Consider the following 26,426-nt stretch of genomic DNA (forward strand, 5'->3'; position numbering starts at 1 on the left):
GACCAGGACTTCCCCTTGTAAACTGTTTCGCTGCGCCCAACGCTTGGTCTTTGCCGCGTTTTCATGCTACGCAAATTTTTGACCGATTGGACAAACGTTAGCACCGCCCTCTCGGCGGTCAAGGATTACTAGCGGAAATGCGGCACCTGAAGTGCGTTCCACAGGCTAGGGAAAAACTGGTCCAGAGAATTGGTCCAGATGACCCTCAACACGAGGGCTTGCAACGGTGACCACCGGCACGGACGCCCCTCGCCGCACCCGCATCCAGCAGGAAAAGCGCGAACTCATCCTGGAGGCGGCGCTCGAGGTTTTCTCCGCCAACGGTTTCCGCGGCTCGACCATCGACCAGATCGCCGAAGCCGCAGGCATGTCGAAGCCCAACCTGCTCTATTATTTCCGCCGCAAGGAAGACATCCACGAAACGCTGATGCAGCGCCTGCTCGACACCTGGTTGGCGCCGCTGCGCGAACTCGACGACATTGGGGATCCCCTTACCGAACTGCGCAGCTACATCAGGCGCAAGCTGGAGATGGCGCGCGACTTTCCGCGCGAGAGCCGGCTGTTCGCCAACGAGATCCTGCAAGGCGCGCCGCGCATCATGCCGCTGCTGGCCGGAGAGTTGAAGACGCTGGTCGACGAGAAGGCGACCGTCATCAAGGGCTGGATGCGCGCTGGCAAGATCGCCAAGACCGATCCGTGGCACCTGATCTTCTCGATCTGGGCAACGACGCAGCATTATGCCGATTTCGACGTCCAGGTCCGCGCCGTGCTCGGGCCGAACCGCGGCGGCGACGGCCGCTTCGAGGATGCGGCCCGCTTCCTGGAACAACTGTTTCTTGATGGGCTGAAGCCGAAGACCTGACGCTTCAGGCGCTGCGCCGCTTGGCCGGCAGTTCATCCAGCAATGTCTGCAGCTTGGCGATCGAATTCTGCTCGGCGAGCGGCGTGTAGACGATCAGCTTCATGTCCGAGCCGTCGCCGATCGACAGGCTCATATGCTCGAAGCTCATGGCGCCCGCGCTCGGGTGCCGGACATGTTTCACCCCCGACAATCGGTGTGCGACGTCGCGCTGCGGCCACCAGGCACGAAATTCGGGGCTCGAACGCGTCATCAACTCGATCAGCCGCTCGAAGTCCGGATCGCCGACATAGCGGGCGCTCGCCGCCCGGAACGAGGCCAGCACGGTGCGCGCCAGTTGCTCCCAGTCGACCAGCAGGCGCCGGTGGTGCGGGCTCGTGAACACCATATGGATGATGTTGCGGGCATCCCCTTCCAGCAGGCCATAATCGCCGAACACCGCCACCGCCGCCGGGTTCCAGGCCAGCACGTCCCAGCGCCGCCCGACCACATAGGCCGGCTGCAGCACCAGGCTCTGCAGCATGTGCAGCAAGGGGCCGTCGACCCTTTCCGGCGCCACCGCACGGCACTCAGGCCGCTGGCGGTCGGCAAGGATGAACAGATGCTGTTTTTCGGCCGCGTCGAGGCGCAGTGCTTCGGCAAGTGCCGTAAGCACCTCGACCGAGGGCCTGACCTCCCGCCCCTGCTCCAGCCATGTGTACCAGGTCGTGCCGACGCCGGCGATCATCGCGACCTCCTCGCGGCGCAAGCCCGGCGTGCGCCGCCTGAGACCAGTCGCGATGCCGGTGGCCGAGGGCGTCAGCCTTTCGCGGCGCGAACGCAGGAAGGCGCCGAGTTCGCGCCGGCGGCTGTCTTCGGCCGAACGTGTTGGAGCAGCGACGGGTTGGGAATCCATGTGCCTAGTATAGCAGTATTGATACCAGGATAAAGTTTGAACTGTTTGGCCCGCGCCAACTGTCCCATCTTCCGTTCAGAGCAACAGAACGGAGGCTCTGAACATGGAACTCAAAGACAAGACGATCCTCATCACAGGCTCGACCGATGGCGTCGGCCGCGTCGTCGCGCAACGGCTCGGCGCCGCGGGCGCCCGCGTGCTGGTGCACGGCCGCGATGCGAGGCGCGGCAAGGCTGTTGTCACCGAGATCGAAGCCGCCGACGGCAAGGCGGAGCTTCTGGTCGCCGACCTCTCGTCGCTGGCCGAAGTGCACCATCTCGCCGAGGCGGTGCGCGCCAGGACGGATCGGCTGGACATCCTCATCAACAATGCCGGCATCGGCACGGCGGGCCAAGGTGCCAAAAGACAGATCAGCGCCGACGGCTACGAACTGCGCTTCGCGGTGAATTATCTCGCCGGTTTCGTGCTGACATCGGAGCTTCTGCCATTACTGAAGGCGAGCACGCCGGCCCGCATCGTCAATGTCGCCTCGGCGGGGCAGCAGGCGATCGATTTCAGCGATGTCATGCTGACCCGCTCCTATGAGGGCGTGCGCGCCTATTGCCAGAGCAAGCTGGCGCAGATCCTGTTCACCGTCGATTTGGCCGAACAGTTGAAAGGTACCGGCGTCACCGTCAACGCGCTGCACCCGGCGAGTTACATGAATACCACCATGGTCCGGCAGGCTGGTGTGACGCCGTGGAGTTCGGTCGAGACCGGTGCCGAGGCCATCCTCAACCTCGCCGCCTCACCCGCGCTCGACGGAAAAAGCGGCCTCTATTTCGACGGCCTGCGGGAATCCCGTGCCGACGCCCAGGCTTATGACGCCAAGGCAAGGCAACGGCTGCGAAGCCTGAGCCTCGATCTCATCGACCCGGCCTCCCTCACATCGAAGGAACAGCATTGATGACCAAGACAATCGAACACACCGTCGTCATCGGCGGCTCGTCCGGCATCGGCCTGGCGACGGCACGCAAGTTGCTCGGCCGGGACATGAAGGTGACCATCACCGGGCGCAACGAGGAGAAACTGAAGAGCGCTTGGAAAAGCCTTGGCGGTGCTGCCGAGAAGGCTGCTTTCGACGCCGCGAAGCCGGATGAGGTCCGCCAGTTCTTCGAGAGCCTCGGGCCTTTCGACCATCTGGTGCTGGCGGCCAGCGGCGGCAAGGGCCTCGGCCCCTTCCCGACGCTTGACCTGAGCGACATCGGCAGTGGCGTGGAGGAAAAGGTCCGCCCGCAGCTGTCTTGCCTGCAGGCCGCCTTGCCGACACTCAACAAGGCCGGATCGGTCACCTTCATCTCGGCGGTGTCGGCGCAGCTCGTGACGCCGGGCGTTGCCGGTATCGCTGCCATCAACGGCATGCTGTTGACCGTGGTGCCGATCCTGGCGGTGGAACTGAAGCCGCTGCGCGTCAATGTTGTGGCGCCAGGCGTCGTCGACACACCCTGGTGGGATTTTCTGGCCGAGGAGCAGAGGCAGGCGCTGTTTGCCGATTACGCAGGCAGGACCCCGGTCGGCCGCATCGGCCGCGCCGAAGACGTCGCCGCGGCAATAGCCTTCCTCGTCTCCAACGGCTTCGTGACCGGTCAGGTATTGACCTGCGACGGCGGACTGCGATTTGCGGCATAGGACAGGACCGTTAATTGGCCTTCTTTGGAACGCGGTCGTTCTCGTCCGCAGGCCTGTCGCCTGCCGGTTTTGCCGAAACAGGCTTTTCCGGAACATGGGAGTAGTCAGATGTATCCGCCCCATACATCTTGTTGTCGATCGCTTCTTGCCAGCTGAAATCCGCGTCCGACGGTGAAACGTCGGCAATCTCATGGCGGGAGGAGCGAGAGTGCAGCCAGTTCGGGGTGATCTCTCGGACCAATTGTGCAAAGCGTCCCATCGAAACCGTTCCTTTCCTTGTCTTTTCCAGGAGGCGCGATCGCGGTTGCGTCAGCTGGACCTAAAGTTGACCTCTCAGCCAGGCCAGCGTCTCGACAACGCCGGCAAGCCCGTACCGCGCTGTGGTATGCGCTGGTGGCTTGACCCGGATCGATATGCCGTCGGCATCATTGACGGTTACGAAGCCATTTTCGTCCGAGGTGTCGTCGCCCAGGAAGACGGGGCGACGGCCGGTGAACGGCGCGATGTCCATGAATCGCCGAATCGCGGCGCCCTTGGCGGCCTCGAGCGGCAGCAACTCCACACCGGCGTTGCCGGCAACCACCCGGTAGCCCTTTGGCAGCGTGGCCAGCGCCTGCTCGACAAGCTGCGTCGCGCGGGGAAGCAGATGGGGGGCGGCGCGCGTGTGGATGGCCAGCACCCTTCCCTTGCGCTCGATATAGGCCCCACGACCGAGCTCGGCCTCGATCTCGTCGGCAAGGGCCGCGATATCCGCCGGCTCGTCCGCGACTTCGACGTCGTCGTCCGGGAGAAGCCGGTGCTCCAATCCATACAGCCCGGCCGCGCGCAGTTTCAAAGGCTGAAACAGATGGTCGACAGCCGCAACGGACCGGCCCGTGATGAACGCCAACGCCCCGTCCAGCTTGCGGTCCAGGCCTTGCAGCAAGGAGCGGAGCTCGTCGCTGACCGAGACGGCGTCCGGGTGTTCGGCATGTTCCAGCAGGGTGCCGTCGATGTCGAGGAACAACGCCCATTCGCCGGTCAGCACAGTCTGCGGTTTCGGCATGACGGCCTGCGGCTTTTGCGGGCTTTCGCTGATCATCTTTTGCAGAACCTCGTTCATGACATGACTACCCGCTTGCGCTCGAACATGGACACGACATTGTCGACGCTAGGCAGCCGGTCACCGACACCGGTTACCCGGTCGAGGTCACCGCGCTTGCGCAAGCGCGCTGCATCCAGAAGCATGCTGCCGGCCCAGCGATAGACATTGTTGTTGCGGATCGTCTCGCGCATGGGCCGCATGCGCTCGCGCTGTTCGTCTGAAGTCATGATCAGCGCCTGCAGCAGCGCTTCGCTCATCATGGCGGCGTCGTAAGGGTTGACGATCAGCGCCTCCAGCAATTCGCGCGAGGCGCCGGCGAAGGTGCTGAGCATCAAGACGCCCTGTTCGTCGTCGCGCGCCGCGACGAACTCCTTGGCGACCAGGTTCATGCCGTCATGCAGGCTGGTGACCATGCATATGTCGGCGGCGCGATAGATCTCATAGACCTGTTCCTGCGAGTGATGCTCGGCCACCATGATCACCGGTCTGTAGCCCTCGCTGCCATAGCGTTGGTTGAGCTCCTCGGCATAGCGGTGGCATTCGTCGTGGAGCAGCTTGTAGGCCGGCAGCGTGCCGCGGCTGGGAGCCGCGATCTGCAGGAAAACCAGCTTTCCGATCCATTCAGGGTATCGCTTGAACAATTCGTCCAGCGCCTGAAATCGATCCAGAATGCCCTTCGTGTAGTCGAGACGCTCGACACCCACGGCCAGCTTCACATCCGCTTTCAGTCCGAACCTGTTGCGCAGGCGGGCGCGGCAGTCATCGACATGAGGCAATTTTGCCAACAGGTCCGCCGGCCATTCTATCGAGATGGGATAGGCGTGCACCAGCGTCGTCTGGCCACCATAGGAGATCGCCGCATCGGCCCGCTCGATGCGGCTTTCCAGGAAGCGATCGACGCTTTCGGTGAAATTGTTGGCGTGGAACTGGGTGTGGAAACCGATGATAGAGCTGCCGAGCAGCCCCTCGAGGATGCGTTCACGCCAAGGGCAGATGCTGTACACCTCCGAGTTCGGCCATGGGATGTGCCAGAAGGTGATGACGATCGCCTCCGGCAGGCGCTCGCGGATCATGCGCGGCAGCAGCGCGAAGTGGTAATCCTGGACCAGCACGATCGGCCGCTCGTTGCGCGCTTCGGCAACCACCGTATCGGCAAACTTCCGGTTAACGGCTTCATAGGCAGCCCAGTCGGAGGCGCGAAAAATCGGTCGGGTGAAGGCGATGTGGCAAAGCGGCCAGAGCCCCTCATTGGCGAAACCGAGATAATAACCCTGATGTTCTTCCTCCGTCAGCCAGACCCGGCGCAGCGTATAGGACGGATGGCCGGGAGGCACCTGTACCCGGTCGTGGTCGTCGACGGTGAGGCGGTCCGCCGTTCCGCCGCCATAGGCGATCCAGGTGCCGCCACAGGCGCGGGTGATCGGCTCGAGCGCGGACACCAGCCCGCTGGCCGGCACCAACAATTCGACGCCATCATCCCTGATGTTGTGGATATAGGGTTCGCGGTTCGACACCACGATGACCTGCGCATCGGGCAGATCGTCGGCGAGGATCTTGCGCAATGTCTCGGGCGACCACGTCACCAGCGCCGCATCGGCCGATTGGCCGTTCTTTTCGAACTCACGTATCACCTTGCGCGCCGCCTCCGCGGCCACGTCTTCGCCCGCTGTATGGGCAACCGCCGGAGGGTGACTGCGGCGCTGCCGCGATAGGGAGAGGAATACGGCAAGAGCGGAAAAACCGAGGCTCGCGAAGATCAGAACCCAGAGCAGTTCCGCACCGTAGTTTGTCATTGAATGTCAACTCACCCGGCCGTCGGCGACCGTTTTTTCGTGTTTCCCGTTTGAAAAGGTCCGCCGACCACGTGGTCGGCGTTCGGACCCGTATTTTTGCAACGCACAAAGCTCGGATCGGTTCCGCCAATTTTGTTCGGATCATGTCCTTACGATGAGCGGCACCAGCCCTTCATGGCGGTCGGCAAGGAAAGCGACGACCCGATCGCCGACGCGCTGGAAGGTGAGATCGACGACCCGGTCGCCGACGCCCAGGTGCCGCAGTGTCAGCGTGTCGATGCCGATCGGCAGCCTCGGGCGGGTGACGCGGATTTCGCCATCCCAGCCGTCGATCTCCAGGCCAAGGCAGGCCTGCATCAGCATGAAGGCGGAGCCCGCCGACCACGCCTGCGGCAGGCAGGCGACGGGATAGGCGATGGGTGCTTCGCCCGGCGCACGTGTAAAACCGCAGAACAGTTCGGGCAGCCGCATGTTGAAATGGACTGCGGATTCGAATGTGCCGCTCATCAGGCGAACCACGCTTTCGCGCTCGCCATAGCGCGCCAGGCCGGCACCGCACAGGGCGGTGTCGTGCGGCCAGATCGAGCCATTGTGGTACGACATCGGATTGAAGAACACGGCATCGTCGGCGAGCGTCCGCAGTCCCCAGCCGGAATGGAAGGAGGCGGAAAGCAGCTGGTCGGCGACCATCTGGGCCCGCGCCGGCTCAGGCAATCCGACAAAAAGCAGATGCCCGGCATTCGAGGTCCGCACCTTGCAGGGCTCGCCCGCACCGTCGATCGCGAGGGCATAGAAGCCGAGATCGTCAAGCCAGAAATCGCGTTCCACGGCGACCCGCATCGCCTCGGCGCGACCATCCCAATGGTCGGCCCTGTCGTCCTCCCCACGGCGGCGGGCAAGCTTGGCCAGCCCCCGGAAAGCGGCAAAGACATAGCCTTGCACTTCGACCAGGGCGATCGGACCCTTGGGAATGCGGCCATCGGCATGGAAGACCGAATCGAAACTGTCCTTCCATCCCTGGTTGGCGAGGCCGGACTCGGCCGCTCGCTGGTAAGCCACGAATCCGGTCTCCCGGCCTGCCTCCTCCGTCCATTCGGCCGCGGCGCACAGTGACGGCCACAGGCCGTCGATGAACGCCATGTCACCGGTACGATCGGCGTAGGCGCAAGCAAGATAGATGTAGAGCGGTGTCGTATCGACGCCACCGTAGTAGCGGCCGAAGGGGAGCTCCCGCAGCGCCACCATTTCGCCCTTGCGGGTCTCGTGCATGATCTTGCCCGGCTGCGAATCGCTGAACGGCGATGTCTCGGTCGCCTGGTGCTGGGCCAGAAAGGCCAACACGCCCCGCGCCAGGCCCGGATTGAGCCACAGCATCTGCAGTGCCGAGATGACGCCGTCACGACCGAACGCCGTCGAGAACCAGGGGATGCCGGCATAGGGATAGGGGCCGGTCGCCAGTTCGGTGGTCAGCAGCGCGACATCGGCGCGGGCGCGCTCGACCCAGTCGTTGAAGACGCGGCCCGAGCTGCGCACCGTCGCGCCATGGCGACGTTTGGCCCGCATGCCAAAGCGGGCGCGGGCAGCAGCGGCGCGAAACCGGTCGCGGTCGGGCTTATCGGCCACCTCGGGACCGACCTCGACATAAAGCACCTTCCTGCTGCGCTTGGTCACGGCGATCAGGAAATCGGCACGGGTGGCTGTCAGTTGGTCCGGCGCCTGCGAGAACGATATCGCAGAGAGGCGGGCCAGGCCGTCGAGCCCGTCATAGCGCAGCAGGACGGACGTCGCGTCTGTTTCGGCGGCATGGGCCAGCCCGCGCTTCAGCCGTGTCGAGCCGCGCACTTCGAACATGTCGCGGAAATCGGCGGAATAGTGCAGGGAAACGCTGATCGTCGAGTGTTCCCGGCTGTAATTGGAAAGGGTGATGCGTTCGAACAGCCTGTCCTGCCAAAGCAGCCTGACGCGTTCGATGTGAATGGCTCCCTGCGGGATGTCGCGTCCACCGGCGCTCTGTATCGGCAGATTGGTCAAATTGGTGGTGAACAGCACATTGTCCTGGCTGAGCGAGGCGCCGAGCAGCGATGTCTGCCTGCCGCCGACGGTCAGCCGGAACTCGGAAAGAACCCGTGTGTCGTCGCGAAAGAAACCGTCGCCGGCTCCGCGTATGTCGCCATAGGCGTCGGCAACCGCGAAGCAATCGCCCTGCTTGAGGGCAAACAACCGATGCGGCTCGCGAGGGGCGGTGGCGTCGAGCGATGCAAGCGCAACCGCGGGATCGAGCTGGCGCTCATCGAGTTGGGCCATTCGTCAAAGATCCCTGTTGTTTCGTTGTCGTGGCTCGAGCACGTCGTTGCTCAAGACGCCTTCGCCGCGCTCGGGACGCCGATCAGGCCCGCATAGGCGGCCAGATAATCGCCAGCCATTCTTCGAGCGGAGAACCGCTTTTCGAAAACGGCCCTCACCTTTCGCCTGTCGAGTTGCAGCAAGTCGGGCACCGCGGCGACCGCGCCGTCCACCGTGCCAGCGATGAAACCGGTGACGCCTTGATCGATGATCTCGGGCAGCGCGCCGCAATTCCAGCCGATGACCGGCGTGCCGCAGGCCATGGCCTCGATGGCGACAAGGCCGAACGGCTCCGGCCAGTCGATCGGGAACAGCAGGCCGGCCGCCTTGCCGAGAAATTCCGCCTTCTGGTCCTCCTCGATCTCGCCGACATAGACCACGCGATCGCCGTCGATCAAAGGCTCGACCACCTCGTGGAAATAGGCGCGGTCGTCGTCGCCGATCTTTGCCGCAAGCTTCAGCTTGAGGCCTGAGCGCATAGCGATCTCGATGGCGCGGTCCGGGCGCTTGTCGCGTGAGAACCGGCCGAGGAAGGCAAGGTAGGGTTCTTCCGCCGTCGTCTCAAAAGTCGGTTCGTAGAGAGTGGTCGGCAATCCGTGATGGATCGTCGCCAACCAGTTGGCGTTGGCAAAGCCCGCCTTCTGGCTGTGCGAAATGGAAATCAGGGGAAAACGAGGGAACCGTTCATAGGCCGGCGCCAGGTCGACATAATCCAGCCTGCCATGCGGCGTCGTCACCGTGCGGTCGGCGAGATCCTCGAAGAAGGAAAAGTGCAGGAAATGGCTGAGATGGAAGTGGATGACGTCGAACTCCGACGCCCGTTCCCTCACCTGCGCAAGCATCGAAAGATGCGCCGCGATCTCGGATTTAAGCGGACGCGGATCGAGGCGCAGCGCGCGTTCCCGGCTGGGTACCAGCGTCGCGGAAGTCTGACTGTCGCCACTGGCGAACAGCGTCACCTCATGGCCCAGATCGACCAGCGCTTCGGTCAGATACGAGACGATGCGCTCGGTGCCGCCATAGAGCCTTGGCGGCACCGATTCATAAAGCGGCGCGACATGGGCGATTTTCATATTCCATCCTGGATGCTGGGCATGCAGGTGTGAAATGCGTCAACGGCTCGATTGGTTCCGATTTTATGATCGAGCCGTGGGCACCAGAGGCCGCAGTCGGCATGGAACTGTGCGTCAAACAGATTGCGCGATCAGGGTCAGAAAGCCACCGCTCAGCGCGACATTGCCGACGAAGCCGTTGATGCGGGACGCACGGTCCTGGCCCTGATGGTCCCAGAAATTGTGAAACATCGGCGTGGCGATGATGAGGAACAGCAGCAGCACCGCGGCCGCGAGTGCCGTCCACAATCCTGCGATGACCAGCACGCCGGCGGCGATCTGAAGCACGATGCCGAGCCACAGCGCCAATCTTGCCTGCGGCACACCGCGCGCGGCCATCAGCTGGGTCAGGAAGGCCGCGTTCTGGATGTTGCGCAGGCCGGCGAAGACGAAGGCGCCGCCGAGCAACAGGCGAGCGAGAAACAACAAGGTCGAAGGCAAATCGGCAGGCATCAAACGCTCCCTTTGAAAGTGGAGCGCCGCCTTTCGACGGCGCTCCCAACATAACCGGACAATCAGGCGGCCTTCGCCGCCGGCACCGGGTGAATGGCCTGGAACGGGATGCACAGCCGGTTCCAGGTGTTGATCATGCCGAGCGCAACGGAAAGCTTGACCAGTTCCTCTTCCGAGAAATGCTCGAGCGTCTTTGCATAGAGTTCGTCCGGCACGCCATTGCTGGCGATCAAGGTGACGGCTTCGGTCCAGGCCAGGGCAGCGCGTTCGCGCAGGGAAAACAGCGGCGATTCCTTCCAGGCTGAAACCAGATAGAGCCGCTGCTCGGTCTCGCCGTCGCGCCTCGCCTCGCGGCTGTGCATCTCGACGCAGAACGAGCAGCCATTGATCTGCGATGCCCTGAGCTTGATCAGGTGCAGCAGGCTCACCTCGAGCCCGCATTCGTCCACCGCCTTGTTGAGCGCCGACACAGCCTTCATGATCTCCGGCGCCTTGGCGAAAAATTGCAGCCTCTGTTTCATCTTCCTGTCCTTTCAAATCTGCTTTGGGTTTGGGTCTACGGGGTTAACTGGATTTCTGCGGCCGCTGGTGGCGCTCGACGAAGGCGCAGCTCGCAGCAAGCGACCTGGGATCGCCTTCTGCCGCATAGGTGGCCACGATATCGGACAGCTTGGTCTCGGCGAGCGCGGCGCGATAGGCACGCTCGGCCTTCAGCATCGCGGCGTTGATGCCGCAGGGTTTGACATAGGCCGAAGCATCGAGCTTCACCGGACCGCGCTGGCGGATCTCGCCGCAACGGAAAGCCGGCTCGCGCCCTTCGATGGCCAGCACGATGTCGAGCAGCGTGATGCGCTCGGCCGGCCGCGCCAGCCGATAGCCACCGGCAGGCCCGGGCACCGATTCCAGGATGCGCGCCGCGCTCAGCATGTTGAGATGCTTCAGCAGATAGCTAGGCGACAGGCCAAAGGACTCGGCCAGAGCGGCGCCAGGCATGGTGCTGTTCCCCTCCACACTGGCCAGCGTGGCAGCGCAATGGATAGCTGCCTCAACGCCCTCGCCCAGCTTCATTGGATCGGCTCCTTTATCATGGATATATACTATCGTGGATAATTATTATCTGCAATAGGAAAATTAAAAACGGCGCTCGAAAGCGCCGCTCTTTGGGGTAAGTCCCTATTCCGCCGCCACCTTGGCCATCGGATTGTTCGGGTGCGTCGTCCAGTTGGCATAGACCGGCGATACCGGCCTGCCGGTGCGCTGGTCCATCACGCCTGCCGCCAGCGGTTCCATGGTGATGCAGTTCTCGACCGGGCAGACATTAACGCACAGATTGCAGCCGACGCATTCGGCCTCGATCACCTCGAAGTGCCTGACGCCGTCGACCATGCTGGTGATCGCCTGGTGCGAAGTGTCCTCGCAGGCGATGTGGCAGCGGCCGCATTTGATGCAGGCATCCTGGTCGATACGCGCCTTGGCGACGTAGTTCAGGTTGAGATACTGCCAATCGGTGACATTGGGCGTGGCGCGGCCGACGATGTCGTTGAGCGAGGCGTGCCCCTTCTCGTCCATCCAGTTTTCGAGGCCCGCGATCATTTCCTGCACGATCTTGAAGCCATAGGTCATTGCCGCCGTGCAGACCTGCACATTGCCGGCGCCGAGCGCCATGAATTCGGCAGCATCGCGCCAAGTGGTGATGCCGCCGATGCCGGAGATCGGCAGGCCGCGGGTTTCGGGATCGCGCGCGATCTCGGCCACCATGTTCATGGCGATCGGCTTCACCGCCGGGCCGCAATAGCCGCCATGCGAGCCCTTGCCGTCGATGGTCGGCTGCGGCGCGAAGCTGTCGAGGTCGACACCGGTGATTGAATTGATGGTGTTGATCAGCGACACCGCGTCGGTGCCGCCGGCATGTGCCGCCCGTGCGGGCTTACGCACATCGGTGATGTTGGGCGTCAGCTTGGTGATGACGGGCATGCGGGTGTTCTGCTTGCACCAGCGCACCACCATTTCGATATATTCCGGCACTTGGCCGACAGCCGCGCCCATGCCGCGCTCCGACATGCCGTGCGGGCAGCCGAAATTCAGCTCGATGCCGTCGGCCTCCGTCTCCTCGACCACCGGCAGGATCGCCTTCCAGGCCTCCTCGACGCAAGGCACCATCAGCGAGACGACGATGGCGCGGTCGGGCCAGTCCTTCTTGACCTGCTTGATCTCACGCAAATTGACCTGCAGGTCGCGGTCGGTGATCAACTCGATGTTGTTGAGACCGAGCAGGCGGCGGTCGGCGCCCCAGATCGCGCCATAGCGCGGGCCGTTGACGTTGACCACCGGTGGGCCTTCCTCGCCCAGCGTCTTCCACACCACGCCGCCCCAGCCGGCCTTGAAGGCACGGATGACGTTGTAGGCCTTGTCGGTCGGCGGCGCCGAGGCCAGCCAGAACGGATTGGGCGATTTGATGCCGACGAAATTGTTTCTGATATCTGCCATGCTCATGCCCTCCCGTTCGAGGTCAGTGCCCGATTGATGCTCTCCGCAGCGTCGCGGCCCTGCGCGACCGCGGAGACGGTGAGGTCGTCGCCACCGAAGATGCAGTCGCCACCGGCCCAGACCCTGTCGAGCGACGTGCGCCCTTCCGCATCGACCTTGATGCGGCCGGCTTCAAGATCGATCGACGCACCGCTGCCATTAAGGGCGACCGGCACAAAACTCTGACCAATCGCCTTGAACACCTGGTCGGCAACGAGCGTCAGTGTCTCGCCGGTGCCGGCAAGCCTGTCGCCGTTCAGCGCCGTGTATTCGAGTTCGACGGCGGTGACCTTGCCGCCTTCGGCGATCACCCGCTTCGGCTGCAGCCAGTGGCGGATGCTGACGCCGTTGGCTGCCGCCAGATCCTGTTCGAATTCGGAAGCGTTCATGTGCTCCTGGCCGCGCCGGTAACAGATCGTCACCTCCTCGGCGCCGAGCAGCTTCGACTGTACGGCCGCGTCGATGGCCGTCATGCCACCACCTATGACGACGACGCGGCGGCCAACCGGCAGGCCGGAAAGGTCGCTGGCCTGGCGCAGTTCGGCAATGAACTCGACCGCGTTGATGACGCCGTCGGCCTCCTCGCCATCGGCACGCAGCGCGTTGACGCCGCCAAGGCCCATGCCGAGAAACACCGCATCGTAATTGCGGATCAGGTCCGACAGCTGGTAGTCGCGGCCGAGCGCCTTGCCGTTCTGGATGTCGATACCGCCGATCGCGGTCACGTAGTCGACTTCGGCTTGGGCGAAATCGTCGACACTCTTGTAGGCGGCGATGCCGTATTCGTTGAGGCCACCGGCCTTCGCGCGCGCCTCCAGGATGGTCACGTCATGGCCGTGGCGGGCGAGCCGGTGCGCGGCCGCAAGGCCGGCCGGCCCGGCGCCGACCACGGCGACAGTCTTGCCGGTCGGCTCGGCGCGCGGGTAGAACTGCTTGTTCTCGCTCATGGCGACGTCGGTGGCATAGCGCTGCAGGCGGCCGATCTGCACCGGCTTGCCTTCCGCCACCTCGCGCACGCAGACTTCCTCGCACAGCGTCTCGGTCGGGCAGACGCGGGCGCACATGCCGCCCAATATGTTCTGATCGAAGATGGTCTTGGCCGAACCGATCGGATTGCCGGTCGAGATCTGGCGGATGAACAGCGGAATGTCGATCGAGGTCGGGCATGCGTTCATGCACGGCGCGTCGTAGCAGAAATAGCAACGATCGGATTCGACCAGCGCCTCGTGGTGATCGAGCGGCGGATGCAGGTCGGAAAAATTGTCCGCATACTGGTCGGCCGAGAGCCTGCCGCCCGCAATGCCTTCCCTGAATTGGCCTTCTGGCATCGTCAGTTCCCCATGTTTTCTTTTGAGGAAGGCTAGCACGTTTTATTTTTTTATCAATTGGTCAATTTTCGGCACAAGCCCCTGAAAAGGCTCGACAATAACATGATTTTTTTAGTCATGTTATTGGCAATTACGGCTGCGTTTGCAGCGTGAGCGAATGGCCGGACTCAAGTCCATGGCCATGGATAGCCCGGACCTCGTCCGCGACCAGTTGCTGCAATCGCCACAGATTGCGGTCGTGGATGCCGAACGCTTCAAGGTGGCTGACCGTGTTGTAGAGATACTCGGCGCCGGATCCGATATGCCCGCAGGCTCTGGCCAGCACGCTCGCCACTCTGTCCAACGGCTGGTTCAGCGACGTTCCCCTGCCCTTCACGCCGACCCAGAAGCCGAGCGCGCGCAGCGTGCCTTGCGGCGTATGCACCCGCAGCCAGCGGACCGTCTCGATGCTTTCGTGGTCGCTGATCTCGCGCCGCAGCAACCTTTCGATCTGCGCCGGTTTCTCGCCCTCCGGCAAGCGATAGATCACCCCGTTGCAGCGTCCGCCCCGTTCGAGCGCCATCATCAATCCCGGCTGCTCGGCGCTGCCGCGCCACCGCACCATGTCGAGGCAGAAGGACCTGTGCCAGCCAAAAGCCGTGGCGAGCTGTTGCTCGACCGACTCGAATTCCGGCTTCCAGATCAGCGACCCATAGGCGAACACCCATAGCGGTCCGTCATCGGCTTCATTGGACAGCCGCAAGGCAAGGTCTCGAAAGTCCTCGTCGTTCATGTCTGTCCAACTCGGATCCGGGCCGGGATCGGCCTCTTCCCGATGGCACAGTGCGACAAGCTCGGGCGTGAGCGACATCAAGCGCATGGACGACAACCCCTCATGACCGCAGAGAAATCGAAAACCAGCGCGCGTGCAACCAGGGAACGCTTGGCACGCATGCCCATTGTTGTCCGGGCGATGTCGGATTTCCGTCGTGAGGATCGTCCTATGGTGGACGACGATCGATGCATGAAAGGTGAGGAGACCGAAAATGCCAAAAACCCCGATGCCCTTCTTCTGGTACGAACTGATGACATCAGATCTCGACGCCGCCGAGGCGTTCTACACCCAAGTGGTCGGCTGGACGGCGCAGCCCTTCGACACAGCCCCCGGCATGCCGCGCTATATCGTGATGAATGTCGGCGAACGTGGCGTCGGCGGCCTGATGACCTTGCCCGAGGATGCCGCCAAGATGGGCATGCCGCCGGCCTGGCTTGGCTATATCCACACCAGGGATGTCGACGCCGCCACGGCATCGCTGGAGAAAGCCGGCGGCACCGTTCACCGGCGGCCCGACGACATTCCGGGCGTCGGCCGCTTTGCCGTCGTCGCCGATCCTCAAGGCGCGACCTTCATGTTCCTGCAGCCGAACGGCCCGGACCAGCCTGTCGTGCCGGCCGGCACGCCGGGCCACATCGGCTGGCACGAGCTTTATACGAGCGACTGGAAAGCCGCGTTCGATTTCTATTCCGAGCAATTCGGCTGGGTCGACGCCGGCGATTTCGACATGGGCCCGATGGGCACTTACCAGACTTTTACGGCTGGCCCCGAATCCGGCGGCGGCATCATGAACAAGCCGGAGCAGATCCCGGTGCCGGTCTGGCAATTCTACTTCAACGTTGCGGCCATCGACGCGGCGGCAAAACGGGTCACTGACAATGGCGGCAAGATCCTGATGGGCCCGATGGAGGTCCCCGGCGGCAGTTGGATCGTCCAATGCCAGGACCCGCAAGACGCGCACTTCGCCTTGATGGCGCCAGTCCGCTGACCGCGATCGAACACCGCTGAAACAAAGCGCGGGTTTTCATCAGACCACCCGATGAAGGCCTCTACCCCCTGGCGCCGTTACCCCCTGACTGGCGCCGTCTCATTCCGGCGCCAGCACCGCAACCTTCAACTCAGCTTTTTTCGCGCCGCTGAACTGGACGGTGGCCGGGCCGGGCGCAAGCTTGAAGCGCACGCTCTTGCGGATGCCAGGGCATGTTTTCACGCCGCTATAGCCCGCCGACTTGATGGCCTGGCCATCCTGGATGACATCGATCCAGGCCTCCCCCGAGAGACTGATCTGGATGGCTCCCTCGGATGGCACTTCCACGCTGGCGACGGCCCCAAACGTGTCTGATGCCGGCGCACGTTCGGGCGCCACCGCAAAACCGGCTTTCTCTACCGGCACCAGCGCCAGGTCCGCAGCCGCACCAACCGCCAGCGCCGCTCCGGACGGCGTTGCCGGTGCCGCGGCAAACAGGGTCTGCTCCCGCGTCACCGGCCATTTGAAGGCCTCACAGCCGGCGTCCTCGGCCATGGCGAAGCTGGTGCCTGCGACGATCGCGAACAGGCTGATGACGACTTTTTTCATGGCAAGACCCCACACATTCAGATTGTTGTACACGCCCTGATACAACCATAGAGGTATTAATGCAACCCTGGCGAGAAACATTTGAAGGGAATTGGGAACATTCCCAATCACTGATTGTTGATGGCAACCCAGGGGAATAAATGGTCCAATGCCGGGCGATAAACTATGGCCGATCCCGGAAGCTAAAGGAGTTTTAGATGAAGCTTTTCGACGGCCTTGCCAAATATCAGCCGCAGGCACTCGGCATTCTGCGCATCGTGACCGCGCTGCAGTTCATCGAACACGGCACCCAGAAACTGTTCAATTTCCCGATCAGCGACCACGCCGGTGCTTTGAGCGGGCTGTCACTCACCGCCGGCATCCTCGAATTCGCCGGCGGCATCCTGCTGGCGCTGGGCCTGTTCACCCGGCCGGTCGCGTTCCTTCTGGCCGGCGAAATGGCGATCGCCTATTTCATGGCGCACATGCCGCGCGACTTCTTCCCCGTCAACAATGGCGGCGATTCAGCGATCTCGTTCTGCTTCATCTTCCTATATCTGGTGTTTGCCGGCGCCGGCGCCTTCGCGCTGGACAACCGCCGCAGCGCCTGACGCCCAGAAGAAGGGGCATGCCTAGTGCATGTCGCCCAAAAGTGCCCAGCGGTTTTGGGACAACGACATGCACAAAACAGGAATCTGAAGCGCATCGGCGAAGCCGAAGCGCTTCAGGCACGCATCCGTTCGAAATTGGCGTCGAAAAGCGGCACCGCCTGAATGCGCGCCGCATGGCGCTTGCCCAGCAGCTCGATTTCGAAGCCGTCGCTCTCATCGGCGATCTCCTTCGGCACATAGCCGATGGCGACGGATTTCTTCGAATGATGCGCATAGCCGCCCGACGTCACCCAGCCGCGCACCGCACCATCGAACCAGATCGGCTCGTCGCCAATGACATCGGCATCGTCGGCATCGACGATAAAGGCGCGCAGGCGCAATTTGCCGCCCAGCTTGCGCTCGGCCAGCGCCGCGGCCTTGCCGATGAAATCGGCGTCCTTGCCGTAAGCAACGAAGCGGTCGAGCCCCGCTTCCAGCGGTCCGTAGATCGGCCGGTACTCGCGCCCCCATGAGCCGTAATTCTTGTCCAGCCGCAGCGCATTGAGGGCGCGCGAGCCGAACAGGCCGATGCCGAATTCCTCGCCCGCCGCCATCAGCGCTTGATAGGCGGCGCGCTGGTATTCCGGCGCCACCCAGATTTCGTAGCCGAGGTCGCCGGTATAGCTCACACGGCCGACCAGGCACGGCGCCATGCCGATATCCATCCGGCCAATGGCCATGAAGGAAAATGCCGCATTGGAGACATCCGAACGCGTGGCCTTTGCCAGCACATCCCGCGCCTTCGGGCCGGCGATCGACAGGCCGGTGAGCTTCGCGCCCAGCGCCTCGATGCGGACCGAGCCATCGTCTGGCAGGTGCTGCTCGAACCAGCGCATGTGGTATTGCTCGGCGATGCCGGAGCCGGCGAGGAACCAGCCGTCCTCCCCCAGATTGGCCAGCGTGAAGTCGCCGATCAGCCTGCCGTCCTGCTTCAGCATCGGCGCCAGCGTCATGCGGCCGGGTTTCGGCAGTTTGCAGGCAAGCATCCGGTCGAGCCAGGCGGCCGCCCCCTCACCCGTCACCTTGTATTTGGCGAAGCTCGAAATCTCGGACAGGCCGACACCGTCACGAACCGTCGCGACCTCCTTGGCGACCTGCGTGAAGTCGCTCGAGCGGCGCCACGAGAATTCGTCCTTGACGCCTTCCGGCGCGTACCACAGCGGCACTTCCAGCCCATAGGCAACGCCCCATTGCGCACCCGCAGCAGACAGCAGATCATAGATCGGCGTCGTCTTCAGCGGCCGCCCGGCAGGCAGCTCCTCATTGGGGAAGCGGATCGAAAAGCGCCTGGAATAATTCTCGCGCACCTTGGCGTTGGTGTAGGCCATCGTCGCCCAGTCGCCGTAGCGCGCGACATCCATCGCCCAGATATCGGCGCCGGGATCGCCCTCGATCATCCAGTTCGACAAAGCAAGGCCGACGCCGCCGCCTTGCGAAAAACCGGCCATGACGCCGCAGGCGACCCAGAAGCCCGGCAGCCCGCGCACCGGCCCGACCAGCGGGTTGCCGTCCGGCGCGAAGGTGAAGGGGCCGTTGATGATCTGCTTGATGCCGGTGTTCTGGAAGGCCGGGAAATGGCGGAAGCCGACCTCCAGCGACGGCGCGATGCGGTCGATGTCCGGCGCCAGCAGTTCATGGCCGAAATTCCATGGCGTCTGGTATTCGGACCACGGCTTGTTGGCCTTCTCATAGGTGCCCATCAGCATGCCGCCGCGCTCCTGGCGCAGGTAAAGCTCGCCATCGAAGTCGACCGCGTGGATGATCTCGGTGCCGGTCTTGGCGTTCCAGGCGGCGACCTCCGGCATATCCTCGGTGATCAGGTACATGTGCTCCATGGCCAGCACCGGCAGTTCGAGACCAACCATGCGGCCGACCTCGCGCGCCCACAGGCCGCCGGCATTGACGACATGCTCGGCCACCACCTCGCCCTTGTTGGTGATGACCCGCCACAGCCCGTCGGGACGCCGCACGATGTCCTCGACCTTGGTGAAACGCTCCACTTCCGCCCCAAGTTTCCGCGCGGCCTTGGCATAGGCATGGGTGACGCCCGAGGGGTCGAGATGGCCGTCCTCCTTGTTCCTGACGGCGCCGACGAACTGCCTGGGGTCGAGAAGCGGCATCAGTTCGGCCGCCTCGTTGGGCGAGATCTCCTCCAGCTCGATGCCGAGATAGCGGCCCTTGGCGACGACGCCGCGCAGCCAGTCCAGCCGCGCCTCGGTTGCCGCCAGAAGCACGCCACCGGTCAGATGCACGCCGGTCGCCTGCCCGGAAAGCTCCTCGATCTCCTTGTAGAGGTTGATGGTGTATTTCTGCAGCTTGGCGACGTTAGGGTCGCCATTAATGGTGTGCATGCCGCCGGCCGCGTGCCAGGTCGAGCCGGACGTCAATTCGTCGCGCTCCAGCAGGACAACATCGGTCCAGCCGTGGCGGGCGAGATGGAACAGCACGGAGCACCCGACGACGCCACCGCCAATGACCACGACCTTTGCATGCGATTTCATGAGTTTTGCTCTGTTATCAGTGAGTTGGATGGGTGAGTGGATTCAAGCTGGGAACGATCACGGCTCGCCCTGCCCGATCGCTTCCTTGCGCCTGGCCATGTAAGCCTCCAGCGCCTCGCGCACGGCGATATCCATCACCGGCTCGACATAGTCTTCCAGCGCCTTCTTCCACAGCCGCGTCGCGCGCGCCGTCGCGTCGAGCCCGCCAGCCTCCTGCCACGCCTCGTAATTCTGCCAGTTGGACAGCATCGGCTGGTAGAAGGCGGTGGCGTAGCGCTCCAGCGTGTGCGGTTCGCCGAAGAAATGGCCGCCGGTCGGCACCGCGCCCAACGCCTCGACGGCGAGCTCGGCCTCATTGACCTCGATCGGGCGCAAGAACTCCATCATGTGCTGGATCATCTCGACATCGATGATGAATTTTTCGAACGACGCCGTCAGCCCGCCCTCCTGCCAGCCGGCGGCGTGGTAGACGAGGTTGCCGTGGCCGAGCACCGCGCCCCACAGCGCCATCAGCGTCTCATAGGCGCCCTGCGCATCGGCAGCGTTGGAAGCCGAGCCCGGCGTCGTGCGGTACGGAAGCCCGTAGCGCTGCGCCAGTTGCCCCGACGCAATGTTGGCCTTGGTGTTCTCAGGCGTGCCGAAGGCCGGCGCGCCGGACTTCATGTCGACATTGGAGGTGAAGGCGCCATACATGACCGGCGCGCCTGGACGGACAAGCTGCGTCAGCACGACGCCGAACAGCGCCTCGGCGTTCTGCTGCGCCAGCGCGCCAGCCAGCGTCACCGGGCTCATCGCCCCCATCAGCGTGAACGGCGTCACCGCCACCGACTGGCCGAACTCGGCCATGGTCATCAGTCCTTCGGTCATCATCTCGTCGAAGCGGCGCGGCGAGTTGACCGAGATGATCGTGGTGATGCCGGGATCGTCGCGCATCTGATCGAGCGTCAGCCCGCGCGAAATCGCCATCATCTCGATGCCGTCAAGCGCCCTGCCCCTCCCGATCGCCGAGACATGGAAACTCTTGTCGGTCAGCGTCAGATTGGTGAAATAGGTGTCGAGATGGCGGGAATTGGCCGGCAGTTCCACCGGTGCGCAGACCTGGTTGCCCAGCATGTGGATGCAGTTGAAATGCTGCGCCAACCGGGTCAGATCCGCATAGTCGCGCAAATTGCCGGCGCGGCGGCCGCGCTCCATATCGTGCACATTGGGCGGTCCGGCAACCAGCGTGAAATTGATGGTGTTGCCGCCGAGATGAACCGCGTTGGCCGGGTTGCGCGGCGTCAACACATAGCTGGACTGCGTGGTCTTCAGCACGTCTTCGACCAGGCCGCGATCGATGCGGACATTCGCCGAGGCATGATCGACTTTGGCGCCGGCCTTCTCGAACAGCGACAGCGCCCGCGGGCTCATCACCTCGATGCCGAAATTCTCCAATATGTGCATCGACGCCTGATGGATCTGCTCGATCTGGTCGGGCGACAGCATCGCCATTGGCGGATAGGGATTTGTCACCCGCCTGAGCGACAGTTGCGGGATGGCCGATGGCCCTCTGTTGCTGGTGCGCTCGGCGCCGCGTTTGCGTCTTGGTTCGTTCATGCCGGTATCAAAGCCCCGGCAAACCGGGCAAGCTGTCAGAAATACGTCGTCTGCGGGCGCGATTTTAGCCACGGCGGCATTTCTGCAATGTCTGTTTAGAAAAAGCGACGAAGTGCGTCGGATTATCGATACTGGATTTCCTTAGAGACTGCGCCGGCGAAGCGTTAACGGACGCCGCAAGATTCCCTTTATGATTTCGGCCTATTGCTCTGCCCATGCGTAGTTCGAGTTTTAGTAAAATTGGTGCGGTTTGCGTGCTGCTGGCGCTTTCGGCCTGCGCCACGCCGCCCAGCCACATCAACAATGTCTGTGCCGTCTTCGACCAGAATGACGGCTGGTTCGACAACTGGCAGTCGGCCGCCGAGCGCGCCCAGCAGAAATACGGCATCCCCGTTCCCGTGCTGATGGCGACGGTGCGCAAAGAATCCGGTTTCAAGAGCAATGCACGGCCGCCACGCACCAAGCTGCTCGGCTTGATTCCGTGGAAGCATGTCTCGTCGGCCACCGGCTTCTCGCAGGCGCTGGACGGCACCTGGTCGCAATATCAGCGCGAGACCGGCAACTGGGCGGCACGGCGGACGAAATTCGCCGACGCCGTCGACTTTGTCGGCTGGTATCATTCCAAGACCGCAGACAGGTATGGCGTTGCCCGCAACGATACCTACAACCTCTATCTTGCCTACTATCTCGGCTGGACCGCCTATGGCCGCGGCAACCGGGGCGATGCCGGCGTCCAGGGCTATGCCCGGGCCACCGACAAGATGGCGCGGGACTATGCGCAGCAACTGAGCGAGTGCGGCAACTGACTTTGCCGGAGCATTACGCAGCCAAGTGAAATCACTTGGCGCTGCGAAAAGCGATGTCGCCCCTCGAGCAGAAAAGATCTCAGCGATTCACTTGCTTGGGATCAGATGAAGGATTGCCTTCCCTGATTTTACCGCCGTCGTCGATAGCTTTCGGTCGAACGTCGCCAACTCGCCGTCATGCGACTTGGCCAGCGCCAGCAGATAACTGTCGGTTACTTGCGTCGAAGTCAGGATCTTGCCCGCGTCGATCTCTCTGGAACTGACAAGGCTAATGTCATCGGGCCAGAACTGGTGTCCGGCAAGTGCGTGCAATTTGCCGACGATCGGCGCGACGACGGCAGGGGAGCCAGGAGAGTTGGGGTATTTGGGGTTGCCCACGATCCTGATAACGCCATTCTCGGTGATGGGGCATGTGGCCCATGAGTGATGCCCGGTGGATTCGAACCACCGATGGGCATCGTCATGCGCGACATGAGCCGGATCGATCAGCGCAATCAACACATTGACGTCGAGCAGGAAGGTCACGGCAGCTCGTCGCGAAGCGCATTGACCGTTTCGAGATCGACCATCGGCCCGCCGGGCCGCGACGAAAGCAAGGGAATGCCGTTGCGCTCACCGCCCGCCTGCGGCCGACGCAGCGAACGGCGAACCAGATCGGAAATGACTTCTCCCACGCTGCGATCCTGCTGCCGCGCCATAGCCTTGGCGGCAAGAAGGACATCATCATCGATTGCAAGTGTCGTTCTCACAATTCGTCCTCCTTTCCAAGCATCAAACATCACGCATCACATAGAGCAACAGACTGAGATTCTCAAGGGACGCATGTTTTGCGCAGCATATGAAATTGATGGCATTGCCTGATGCCGGTCAGTTCGGTTTCCTAGAAACGCCCGGCTTTGGGGTATCGCCGGTTTCCGAAACCTCGTCGCGGACCTCGTGACGGCGGGCTTTCGAAACGGCTTCCGTCTCCTCGCCGGCCTGCCTCGCTGCATCGGCTTCCGCGCTGCCCGTCTTGCCGCGCGGACGCTTCGGTGGCGTGCCGGCAAAACCGGGGCCATCGCCATGCGGCGCGTCATCCGGCACGCCTTCGTGCGCGGCGTGCTCCTTGTCGAACTTGATCACCGGCTCCATCGTTGCCAGCACGTCGTCGGAGAGCCAGCACAGGCTCATATGGCCGCCGCCGAGATGCTTGACCGGTGGCACCTTGGTCTCGCACAGATTGTCAGGCACCAGCTTCTTGTAGCCGCAGCGGGTCTGGAACGGGCAGCCGGACGGTGGGTTCATCGCCGAGGGAATGTCGCCCTCCAGCACGATGTGCCGCTTGACCACGCTGGTGTCAGCGATCGGGATCGCCGACAGCAGCGCCTCGGTATAGGGATGGTAGGGCGGCGCGAAGATCTGGTCGGTCGTGCCTTGCTCGACAATATAGCCGAGATACATGACCACGACGCGGTCGGCGATGTAGCGCACGACCGACAGATCATGGCTGATGAACAGCATTGTCGTCTTGTTCTTGCGCTGGATGTCCATCAGCAGTTCGGTCACCGCCGCCTGCACCGACACGTCCAATGCCGAGACCGGCTCGTCGGCCACCACCACCTTGGCGTCGCCGGCAAAGGCGCGCGCCACGCCGATGCGCTGCTTCTGGCCGCCCGATAGCTGGCGCGGCTTGCGGGTTTCGAATGCCCGCGGCAGCTTCACCAGGTCGAGCAGTTCCAGCATGCGCTTGCGGCGATCGGCAACCGTCTTGCCGACATTGAACTTCTCCAGCGTGCGGATGATCTGCGAACCGACCGAATGGCTGGGATTGAGCGTGTCGAACGGATTCTGGAACACCATCTGGATCGACGACACCGTGTCGACGCTCCGCTTCTCGATGCCCGTCGACTGGATTTCCTTGTTGCCCAGCGTCACCGTGCCGGCACTTGCCGTCTCCAGCCCAAGCAGCACCTTGGCCAGCGTCGACTTTCCGCAGCCGGATTCGCCGACGATGGCAACCGTCTCGGATTCCCGCGCCATGAACGAGATCGTCTCGTTGGCCTTGACGACGCGGCCCTCGCTCGAGCCGAACACCTCGCTGCCGCCGACCCTGTAGTATTTTCTGAGATCCTCGATCTTGAGCACCGGAGCGCCGGGCACGACGCGCTCATTGACCTTCTTGGCGCCGGGCGGCAGCGCCTCCCAGTCGATCTCGTTGAAGCGCACGCAGCGCGAGAAATGGCCTTCGTGGCCCGCGACCTCGATCATCGGGATTTCGGCGGCGTTGCAGACGCCCTCGACGAAATGGTGGCAGCGAGGGCCGAAATTGCAGCCCTTGGGCCGCTCGTGCGGCAGCGGTAGCTGGCCGGGGATCGAAATTAGCGGCCGCGAATTCTTGTCTGCGCCGGGCAGCGGGATCGAGCGGAACAGCCCTTGCGTATAAGGGTGGCGCATCCGGTCGAACACGTCCTTGATCTTGCCCGTTTCGACCGCTTCGCCCGAATACATAACCGTGATGCGGTCGCAGGTTTCCAGGATCAGGCCGAGATTGTGCGACACGAAAATCATCGACGTGCCGAACTTCTCGCCGAGCCCCTTGACCAGGTCGACAATGCCGGCCTCCACCGTCACGTCGAGCGCCGTCGTCGGTTCGTCGAGCAAAAGCAGCGCCGGCTTCGACAGCAGCGCCATGGCAATGACGATGCGTTGCTGCTGGCCGCCCGAGAGCTGGTGCGGATAGGAGCGCATCATGCGCTCGGGATCAGGCAGCTTGACCGCGCGCACCATGTCAAGCGCGCGTTTATGGGCCTCTTCCTTCGACACCTTGTCGTGGATCAGCGGCACTTCCATCAATTGCTGGCCGACCTTCATCGCCGGGTTCAGGCTCGCCATCGGCTCCTGGTAGATCATCGCGATCTTGTTGCCGCGAATGGAGCGCAACTCCTCGTCGGAGAGCTCGCCCATGTCCTTGCCCTGGAACTTGATCTTGCCGCCGACGATCTTCCCGATGTTGGAGAGGTCGCGCATGATGCCGAGCGACACGGTCGACTTGCCGCAGCCGGATTCGCCGACGATGCCCATCGCCTCGCCGGGCATGACGGTGCAGGAAAAATCCATGACCGCCGGGATCTCGCCCTTGCGGGTGAAGAAGGAGATCGACAGGTTCTCGATCTCGATGATCGGCGCGTTGGCCGGCCCATTGGTTGGCGTCGCGGGATTTCGAACTGCCTCGTTCATGGGTCGCTCCAATCCTGGTTCTTCTAGGCCGTTTCTATCAGGCGCATCGGGTCGAAACCCGCGAGATCAGTCTTTCATCGATTGTTCGCGCAGCGAGTCGGCGAGCAGGTTCAAGCCCAGCACGAACGACATCAGTGCGATCGTCGGCGGCAACGCCGGGTGGATGAAGGAGCGCAGCAGGCGGCTGGCGTCCTTGATCGCAGTGCCCCAGTCCGGACTTTCCGGCGCCAGGCCAAGGCCGAAATAACCGAGCGTGCCGAGCAGGATCGTGGTGTAGCCGATGCGCAGGCAGGCGTCGACGATCAGTGGCCCGCGCGCATTGGGCAGGATCTCCCATAGCATGATGTACCAGGGCGATTCACCGCGCGTCTGCGCCGCCGCCACATAGTCACGCGTCTTGATGTCCATCACCAAGCCACGCACGATGCGGAACACGCCGGGGCTGGACGCGAACACCACCGCCACGAAGATATTGAGCTGGTTGGGGTCGATATGCACGATCTTCAGCGGATCGGCGTCGAAGACCAGGCCGGCATAGATCCAGCCGCCGAGGATCAGGGTGATGCCGAGCAGGATGTAGAGCCGGTCGGGCCGGTTTTTGTAGCGGGTCCAGAACAGCACGCTGAAGAAGATGATCGGGAACAGGAAGAAGACGCCGGCCATGCCATAAGGGATCGGCGTGTCCATGATGCCCGGCGTCACCAAAAGGTAGAACAGCAGGATCACAGGGAAGGCCAGCACGAGATTGGCCAGGAACGACAGCACGGTGTCGATCTTGCCGCCGTAGTAGCCGGCGGGCAGGCCGAGCGTGATGCCGACCATCAGCGCGAAGCCGGTTGCCGCAGGCGCGATGATCAGCACGATCTGGCTGCCATAGACCATGCGCGAAAACACGTCGCGCGCCAGCTTGTCGCCGCCGAACAGATAGGTCAGCCCCGATTTCGGTTCGACGGCGCCCGGCAGCACATCCTTCATGATGGGAATCTGGGCCAGCGGATCGAAGGGAGAAACGGTCGCGGCGAAGATTGCCGTGAACAGCCAGAACAGGCAGATGCCGACGCCGACGATGCCGACACCGCTGTCGAACAGCTGGCCGTAGAGCGCCAGCTTCTTCTTGTAGGCGAAGCTCGCGCCCATGACGATGACGAGCGCGATCCAGACCGGCCAGAAGCGCGACAGCACTTCGAGAACGACGGTGAAGCCACTGATGTATTGAACCGGCATCCG

25 protein-coding genes are annotated in these 26,426 nt (G+C 63.1%); 6 read left to right on the forward strand and 19 right to left on the reverse strand.

Going from position 1 to position 26,426, the window contains the following annotated elements; genetic code table 11:
* The first annotated feature begins 226 nt into the window (after window positions 1-226).
* Window positions 227-862 carry a TetR family transcriptional regulator C-terminal domain-containing protein gene (locus NKH97_RS27050; protein ID WP_352799147.1) on the forward strand — a complete coding sequence of 212 codons (636 nt, stop codon included), beginning with the start codon at window positions 227-229 and terminating at the stop codon, window positions 860-862.
* A gap of 4 nt (window positions 863-866) precedes the next feature.
* Here NKH97_RS27050 and NKH97_RS27055 read toward each other — a convergent pair whose 3' ends face one another.
* A complete protein-coding gene (locus tag NKH97_RS27055; protein WP_352799148.1) occupies window positions 867-1,754 on the reverse strand; it encodes a helix-turn-helix transcriptional regulator in 888 nt (295 codons plus the stop codon).
* Between the two features lie 103 nt (window positions 1,755-1,857).
* Between NKH97_RS27055 and NKH97_RS27060 the strand changes: the two genes are divergently transcribed.
* Both NKH97_RS27060 and NKH97_RS27065 read left to right on the forward strand, forming a co-directional pair.
* Window positions 1,858-2,700, forward strand: a complete 843-nt coding sequence (locus NKH97_RS27060; RefSeq protein WP_352799149.1) for an SDR family oxidoreductase — start codon at window positions 1,858-1,860, stop codon at window positions 2,698-2,700.
* Window positions 2,700-3,422: an SDR family oxidoreductase gene (locus tag NKH97_RS27065; protein WP_352799150.1), complete on the forward strand. Its 723-nt coding sequence runs from the start codon at window positions 2,700-2,702 to the stop codon at window positions 3,420-3,422. Before NKH97_RS27060 ends, NKH97_RS27065 begins: the two co-directional genes overlap by 1 nt.
* A gap of 10 nt (window positions 3,423-3,432) precedes the next feature.
* Here NKH97_RS27065 and NKH97_RS27070 read toward each other — a convergent pair whose 3' ends face one another.
* The 11 genes from NKH97_RS27070 to NKH97_RS27120 all read right to left on the reverse strand — a co-directional run bounded on the left by NKH97_RS27070 (window position 3,433) and on the right by NKH97_RS27120 (window position 14,920).
* The gene (locus NKH97_RS27070) at window positions 3,433-3,681 is read right to left on the reverse strand and encodes a hypothetical protein (protein WP_352799151.1); all 249 of its coding nucleotides are present in this window, start codon (window positions 3,679-3,681) and stop codon (window positions 3,433-3,435) included.
* A gap of 60 nt (window positions 3,682-3,741) precedes the next feature.
* Entirely contained in the window at window positions 3,742-4,503 is a 762-nt protein-coding gene (gene otsB / locus NKH97_RS27075; protein ID WP_502897097.1) for a trehalose-phosphatase, read from the reverse strand.
* Between the two features lie 17 nt (window positions 4,504-4,520).
* Window positions 4,521-6,299, reverse strand: coding sequence for an alpha,alpha-trehalose-phosphate synthase (UDP-forming) (locus NKH97_RS27080; protein ID WP_352799152.1), 1,779 nt, complete (start codon window positions 6,297-6,299; stop codon window positions 4,521-4,523).
* Between the two features lie 141 nt (window positions 6,300-6,440).
* Complete coding sequence (locus NKH97_RS27085) at window positions 6,441-8,603, reverse strand: amylo-alpha-1,6-glucosidase (protein WP_352799153.1); 2,163 nt, start codon at window positions 8,601-8,603, stop codon at window positions 6,441-6,443.
* Between the two features lie 50 nt (window positions 8,604-8,653).
* Entirely contained in the window at window positions 8,654-9,715 is a 1,062-nt protein-coding gene (locus NKH97_RS27090) for a glycosyltransferase family 4 protein (RefSeq protein WP_352799154.1), read from the reverse strand.
* A gap of 114 nt (window positions 9,716-9,829) precedes the next feature.
* Window positions 9,830-10,207 (reverse strand): DoxX family protein, encoded by a 378-nt coding sequence (locus NKH97_RS27095; RefSeq protein WP_352799155.1) that lies wholly within the window; start codon window positions 10,205-10,207, stop codon window positions 9,830-9,832.
* A gap of 62 nt (window positions 10,208-10,269) precedes the next feature.
* On the reverse strand, window positions 10,270-10,728 hold the full coding sequence (locus tag NKH97_RS27100) for a carboxymuconolactone decarboxylase family protein (protein ID WP_023813202.1): 459 nt from the start codon (window positions 10,726-10,728) through the stop codon (window positions 10,270-10,272).
* Between the two features lie 43 nt (window positions 10,729-10,771).
* On the reverse strand, window positions 10,772-11,275 hold the full coding sequence (locus tag NKH97_RS27105) for an RrF2 family transcriptional regulator (RefSeq protein WP_023813203.1): 504 nt from the start codon (window positions 11,273-11,275) through the stop codon (window positions 10,772-10,774).
* A 105-nt stretch (window positions 11,276-11,380) separates the two neighbouring features.
* Entirely contained in the window at window positions 11,381-12,694 is a 1,314-nt protein-coding gene (gene preA / locus NKH97_RS27110; RefSeq protein WP_027035003.1) for an NAD-dependent dihydropyrimidine dehydrogenase subunit PreA, read from the reverse strand.
* 2 nt (window positions 12,695-12,696) lie between these two features.
* The gene (locus tag NKH97_RS27115) at window positions 12,697-14,061 is read right to left on the reverse strand and encodes an NAD(P)-dependent oxidoreductase (protein ID WP_352551720.1); all 1,365 of its coding nucleotides are present in this window, start codon (window positions 14,059-14,061) and stop codon (window positions 12,697-12,699) included.
* A gap of 130 nt (window positions 14,062-14,191) precedes the next feature.
* Window positions 14,192-14,920 (reverse strand): gamma-glutamylcyclotransferase, encoded by a 729-nt coding sequence (locus NKH97_RS27120; RefSeq protein WP_352630904.1) that lies wholly within the window; start codon window positions 14,918-14,920, stop codon window positions 14,192-14,194.
* A 166-nt stretch (window positions 14,921-15,086) separates the two neighbouring features.
* Between NKH97_RS27120 and NKH97_RS27125 the strand changes: the two genes are divergently transcribed.
* On the forward strand, window positions 15,087-15,863 hold the full coding sequence (locus tag NKH97_RS27125; RefSeq protein ID WP_352551717.1) for a VOC family protein: 777 nt from the start codon (window positions 15,087-15,089) through the stop codon (window positions 15,861-15,863).
* A 99-nt stretch (window positions 15,864-15,962) separates the two neighbouring features.
* Here the strand turns inward: NKH97_RS27125 and NKH97_RS27130 are convergent, their stop codons facing one another.
* The gene (locus tag NKH97_RS27130; RefSeq protein WP_502897098.1) at window positions 15,963-16,466 is read right to left on the reverse strand and encodes a hypothetical protein; all 504 of its coding nucleotides are present in this window, start codon (window positions 16,464-16,466) and stop codon (window positions 15,963-15,965) included.
* 182 nt (window positions 16,467-16,648) lie between these two features.
* On the opposite strand from NKH97_RS27130, the gene NKH97_RS27135 reads away from it, so the two are divergent.
* Window positions 16,649-17,041 carry a DoxX family protein gene (locus NKH97_RS27135; protein ID WP_352799156.1) on the forward strand — a complete coding sequence of 131 codons (393 nt, stop codon included), beginning with the start codon at window positions 16,649-16,651 and terminating at the stop codon, window positions 17,039-17,041.
* Between the two features lie 113 nt (window positions 17,042-17,154).
* Here the strand turns inward: NKH97_RS27135 and NKH97_RS27140 are convergent, their stop codons facing one another.
* Together NKH97_RS27140 and NKH97_RS27145 are read right to left on the reverse strand one after the other, a co-directional pair.
* The gene (locus tag NKH97_RS27140) at window positions 17,155-19,581 is read right to left on the reverse strand and encodes a GcvT family protein (protein ID WP_352551713.1); all 2,427 of its coding nucleotides are present in this window, start codon (window positions 19,579-19,581) and stop codon (window positions 17,155-17,157) included.
* A gap of 57 nt (window positions 19,582-19,638) precedes the next feature.
* On the reverse strand, window positions 19,639-21,177 hold the full coding sequence (locus NKH97_RS27145) for a trimethylamine methyltransferase family protein (protein ID WP_352799157.1): 1,539 nt from the start codon (window positions 21,175-21,177) through the stop codon (window positions 19,639-19,641).
* Window positions 21,178-21,392: 215 nt separating this feature from the next.
* Here NKH97_RS27145 and NKH97_RS27150 point away from each other — a divergent pair, with 215 nt between their 5' ends.
* Window positions 21,393-21,983 (forward strand): transglycosylase SLT domain-containing protein, encoded by a 591-nt coding sequence (locus NKH97_RS27150; RefSeq protein ID WP_352799158.1) that lies wholly within the window; start codon window positions 21,393-21,395, stop codon window positions 21,981-21,983.
* A gap of 87 nt (window positions 21,984-22,070) precedes the next feature.
* Here the strand turns inward: NKH97_RS27150 and NKH97_RS27155 are convergent, their stop codons facing one another.
* From NKH97_RS27155 to NKH97_RS27170, 4 genes are all read right to left on the reverse strand, one after another.
* A complete protein-coding gene (locus NKH97_RS27155) occupies window positions 22,071-22,508 on the reverse strand; it encodes a TA system VapC family ribonuclease toxin (protein WP_023813212.1) in 438 nt (145 codons plus the stop codon).
* Window positions 22,505-22,732, reverse strand: coding sequence for a ribbon-helix-helix domain-containing protein (locus NKH97_RS27160; RefSeq protein ID WP_023813213.1), 228 nt, complete (start codon window positions 22,730-22,732; stop codon window positions 22,505-22,507). Before NKH97_RS27160 ends, NKH97_RS27155 begins: the two co-directional genes overlap by 4 nt.
* A 118-nt stretch (window positions 22,733-22,850) precedes the next feature.
* Window positions 22,851-25,199, reverse strand: a complete 2,349-nt coding sequence (locus tag NKH97_RS27165) for a dipeptide ABC transporter ATP-binding protein (RefSeq protein ID WP_128303439.1) — start codon at window positions 25,197-25,199, stop codon at window positions 22,851-22,853.
* Window positions 25,200-25,265: 66 nt separating this feature from the next.
* Entirely contained in the window at window positions 25,266-26,423 is a 1,158-nt protein-coding gene (locus tag NKH97_RS27170) for an ABC transporter permease (protein WP_023813215.1), read from the reverse strand.
* Between the last annotated feature and the right edge of the window lie 3 nt (window positions 26,424-26,426).

The organism is Mesorhizobium sp. M0870 (assembly GCF_040319775.1).
Taxonomy (GTDB): Bacteria; Pseudomonadota; Alphaproteobacteria; order Rhizobiales; family Rhizobiaceae; genus Mesorhizobium.

Bases quoted from the DNA above. Each gene is read 5' to 3' on its own strand.
- NKH97_RS27055 (WP_352799148.1), bottom strand. From the start codon at position 1,754: ATGGATTCCCAACCCGTCGCTGCTCCAACACGTTCGGCCGAAGACAGC.
- NKH97_RS27060 (WP_352799149.1), top strand. From the start codon at position 1,858: ATGGAACTCAAAGACAAGACGATCCTCATCACAGGCTCGACCGATGGC.
- NKH97_RS27065 (WP_352799150.1), top strand. From the start codon at position 2,700: ATGACCAAGACAATCGAACACACCGTCGTCATCGGCGGCTCGTCCGGC.
- NKH97_RS27070 (WP_352799151.1), bottom strand. From the start codon at position 3,681: ATGGGACGCTTTGCACAATTGGTCCGAGAGATCACCCCGAACTGGCTG.
- otsB (WP_502897097.1), bottom strand. From the start codon at position 4,503: ATGATCAGCGAAAGCCCGCAAAAGCCGCAGGCCGTCATGCCGAAACCG.
- NKH97_RS27080 (WP_352799152.1), bottom strand. From the start codon at position 6,299: ATGACAAACTACGGTGCGGAACTGCTCTGGGTTCTGATCTTCGCGAGC.
- NKH97_RS27085 (WP_352799153.1), bottom strand. From the start codon at position 8,603: ATGGCCCAACTCGATGAGCGCCAGCTCGATCCCGCGGTTGCGCTTGCA.
- NKH97_RS27090 (WP_352799154.1), bottom strand. From the start codon at position 9,715: ATGAAAATCGCCCATGTCGCGCCGCTTTATGAATCGGTGCCGCCAAGG.
- NKH97_RS27095 (WP_352799155.1), bottom strand. From the start codon at position 10,207: ATGCCTGCCGATTTGCCTTCGACCTTGTTGTTTCTCGCTCGCCTGTTG.
- NKH97_RS27100 (WP_023813202.1), bottom strand. From the start codon at position 10,728: ATGAAACAGAGGCTGCAATTTTTCGCCAAGGCGCCGGAGATCATGAAG.
- NKH97_RS27105 (WP_023813203.1), bottom strand. From the start codon at position 11,275: ATGAAGCTGGGCGAGGGCGTTGAGGCAGCTATCCATTGCGCTGCCACG.
- preA (WP_027035003.1), bottom strand. From the start codon at position 12,694: ATGGCAGATATCAGAAACAATTTCGTCGGCATCAAATCGCCCAATCCG.
- NKH97_RS27115 (WP_352551720.1), bottom strand. From the start codon at position 14,061: ATGCCAGAAGGCCAATTCAGGGAAGGCATTGCGGGCGGCAGGCTCTCG.
- NKH97_RS27120 (WP_352630904.1), bottom strand. From the start codon at position 14,920: ATGCGCTTGATGTCGCTCACGCCCGAGCTTGTCGCACTGTGCCATCGG.
- NKH97_RS27125 (WP_352551717.1), top strand. From the start codon at position 15,087: ATGCCAAAAACCCCGATGCCCTTCTTCTGGTACGAACTGATGACATCA.
- NKH97_RS27135 (WP_352799156.1), top strand. From the start codon at position 16,649: ATGAAGCTTTTCGACGGCCTTGCCAAATATCAGCCGCAGGCACTCGGC.
- NKH97_RS27140 (WP_352551713.1), bottom strand. From the start codon at position 19,581: ATGAAATCGCATGCAAAGGTCGTGGTCATTGGCGGTGGCGTCGTCGGG.
- NKH97_RS27145 (WP_352799157.1), bottom strand. From the start codon at position 21,177: ATGAACGAACCAAGACGCAAACGCGGCGCCGAGCGCACCAGCAACAGA.
- NKH97_RS27150 (WP_352799158.1), top strand. From the start codon at position 21,393: ATGCGTAGTTCGAGTTTTAGTAAAATTGGTGCGGTTTGCGTGCTGCTG.
- NKH97_RS27165 (WP_128303439.1), bottom strand. From the start codon at position 25,199: ATGAACGAGGCAGTTCGAAATCCCGCGACGCCAACCAATGGGCCGGCC.
- NKH97_RS27170 (WP_023813215.1), bottom strand. From the start codon at position 26,423: ATGCCGGTTCAATACATCAGTGGCTTCACCGTCGTTCTCGAAGTGCTG.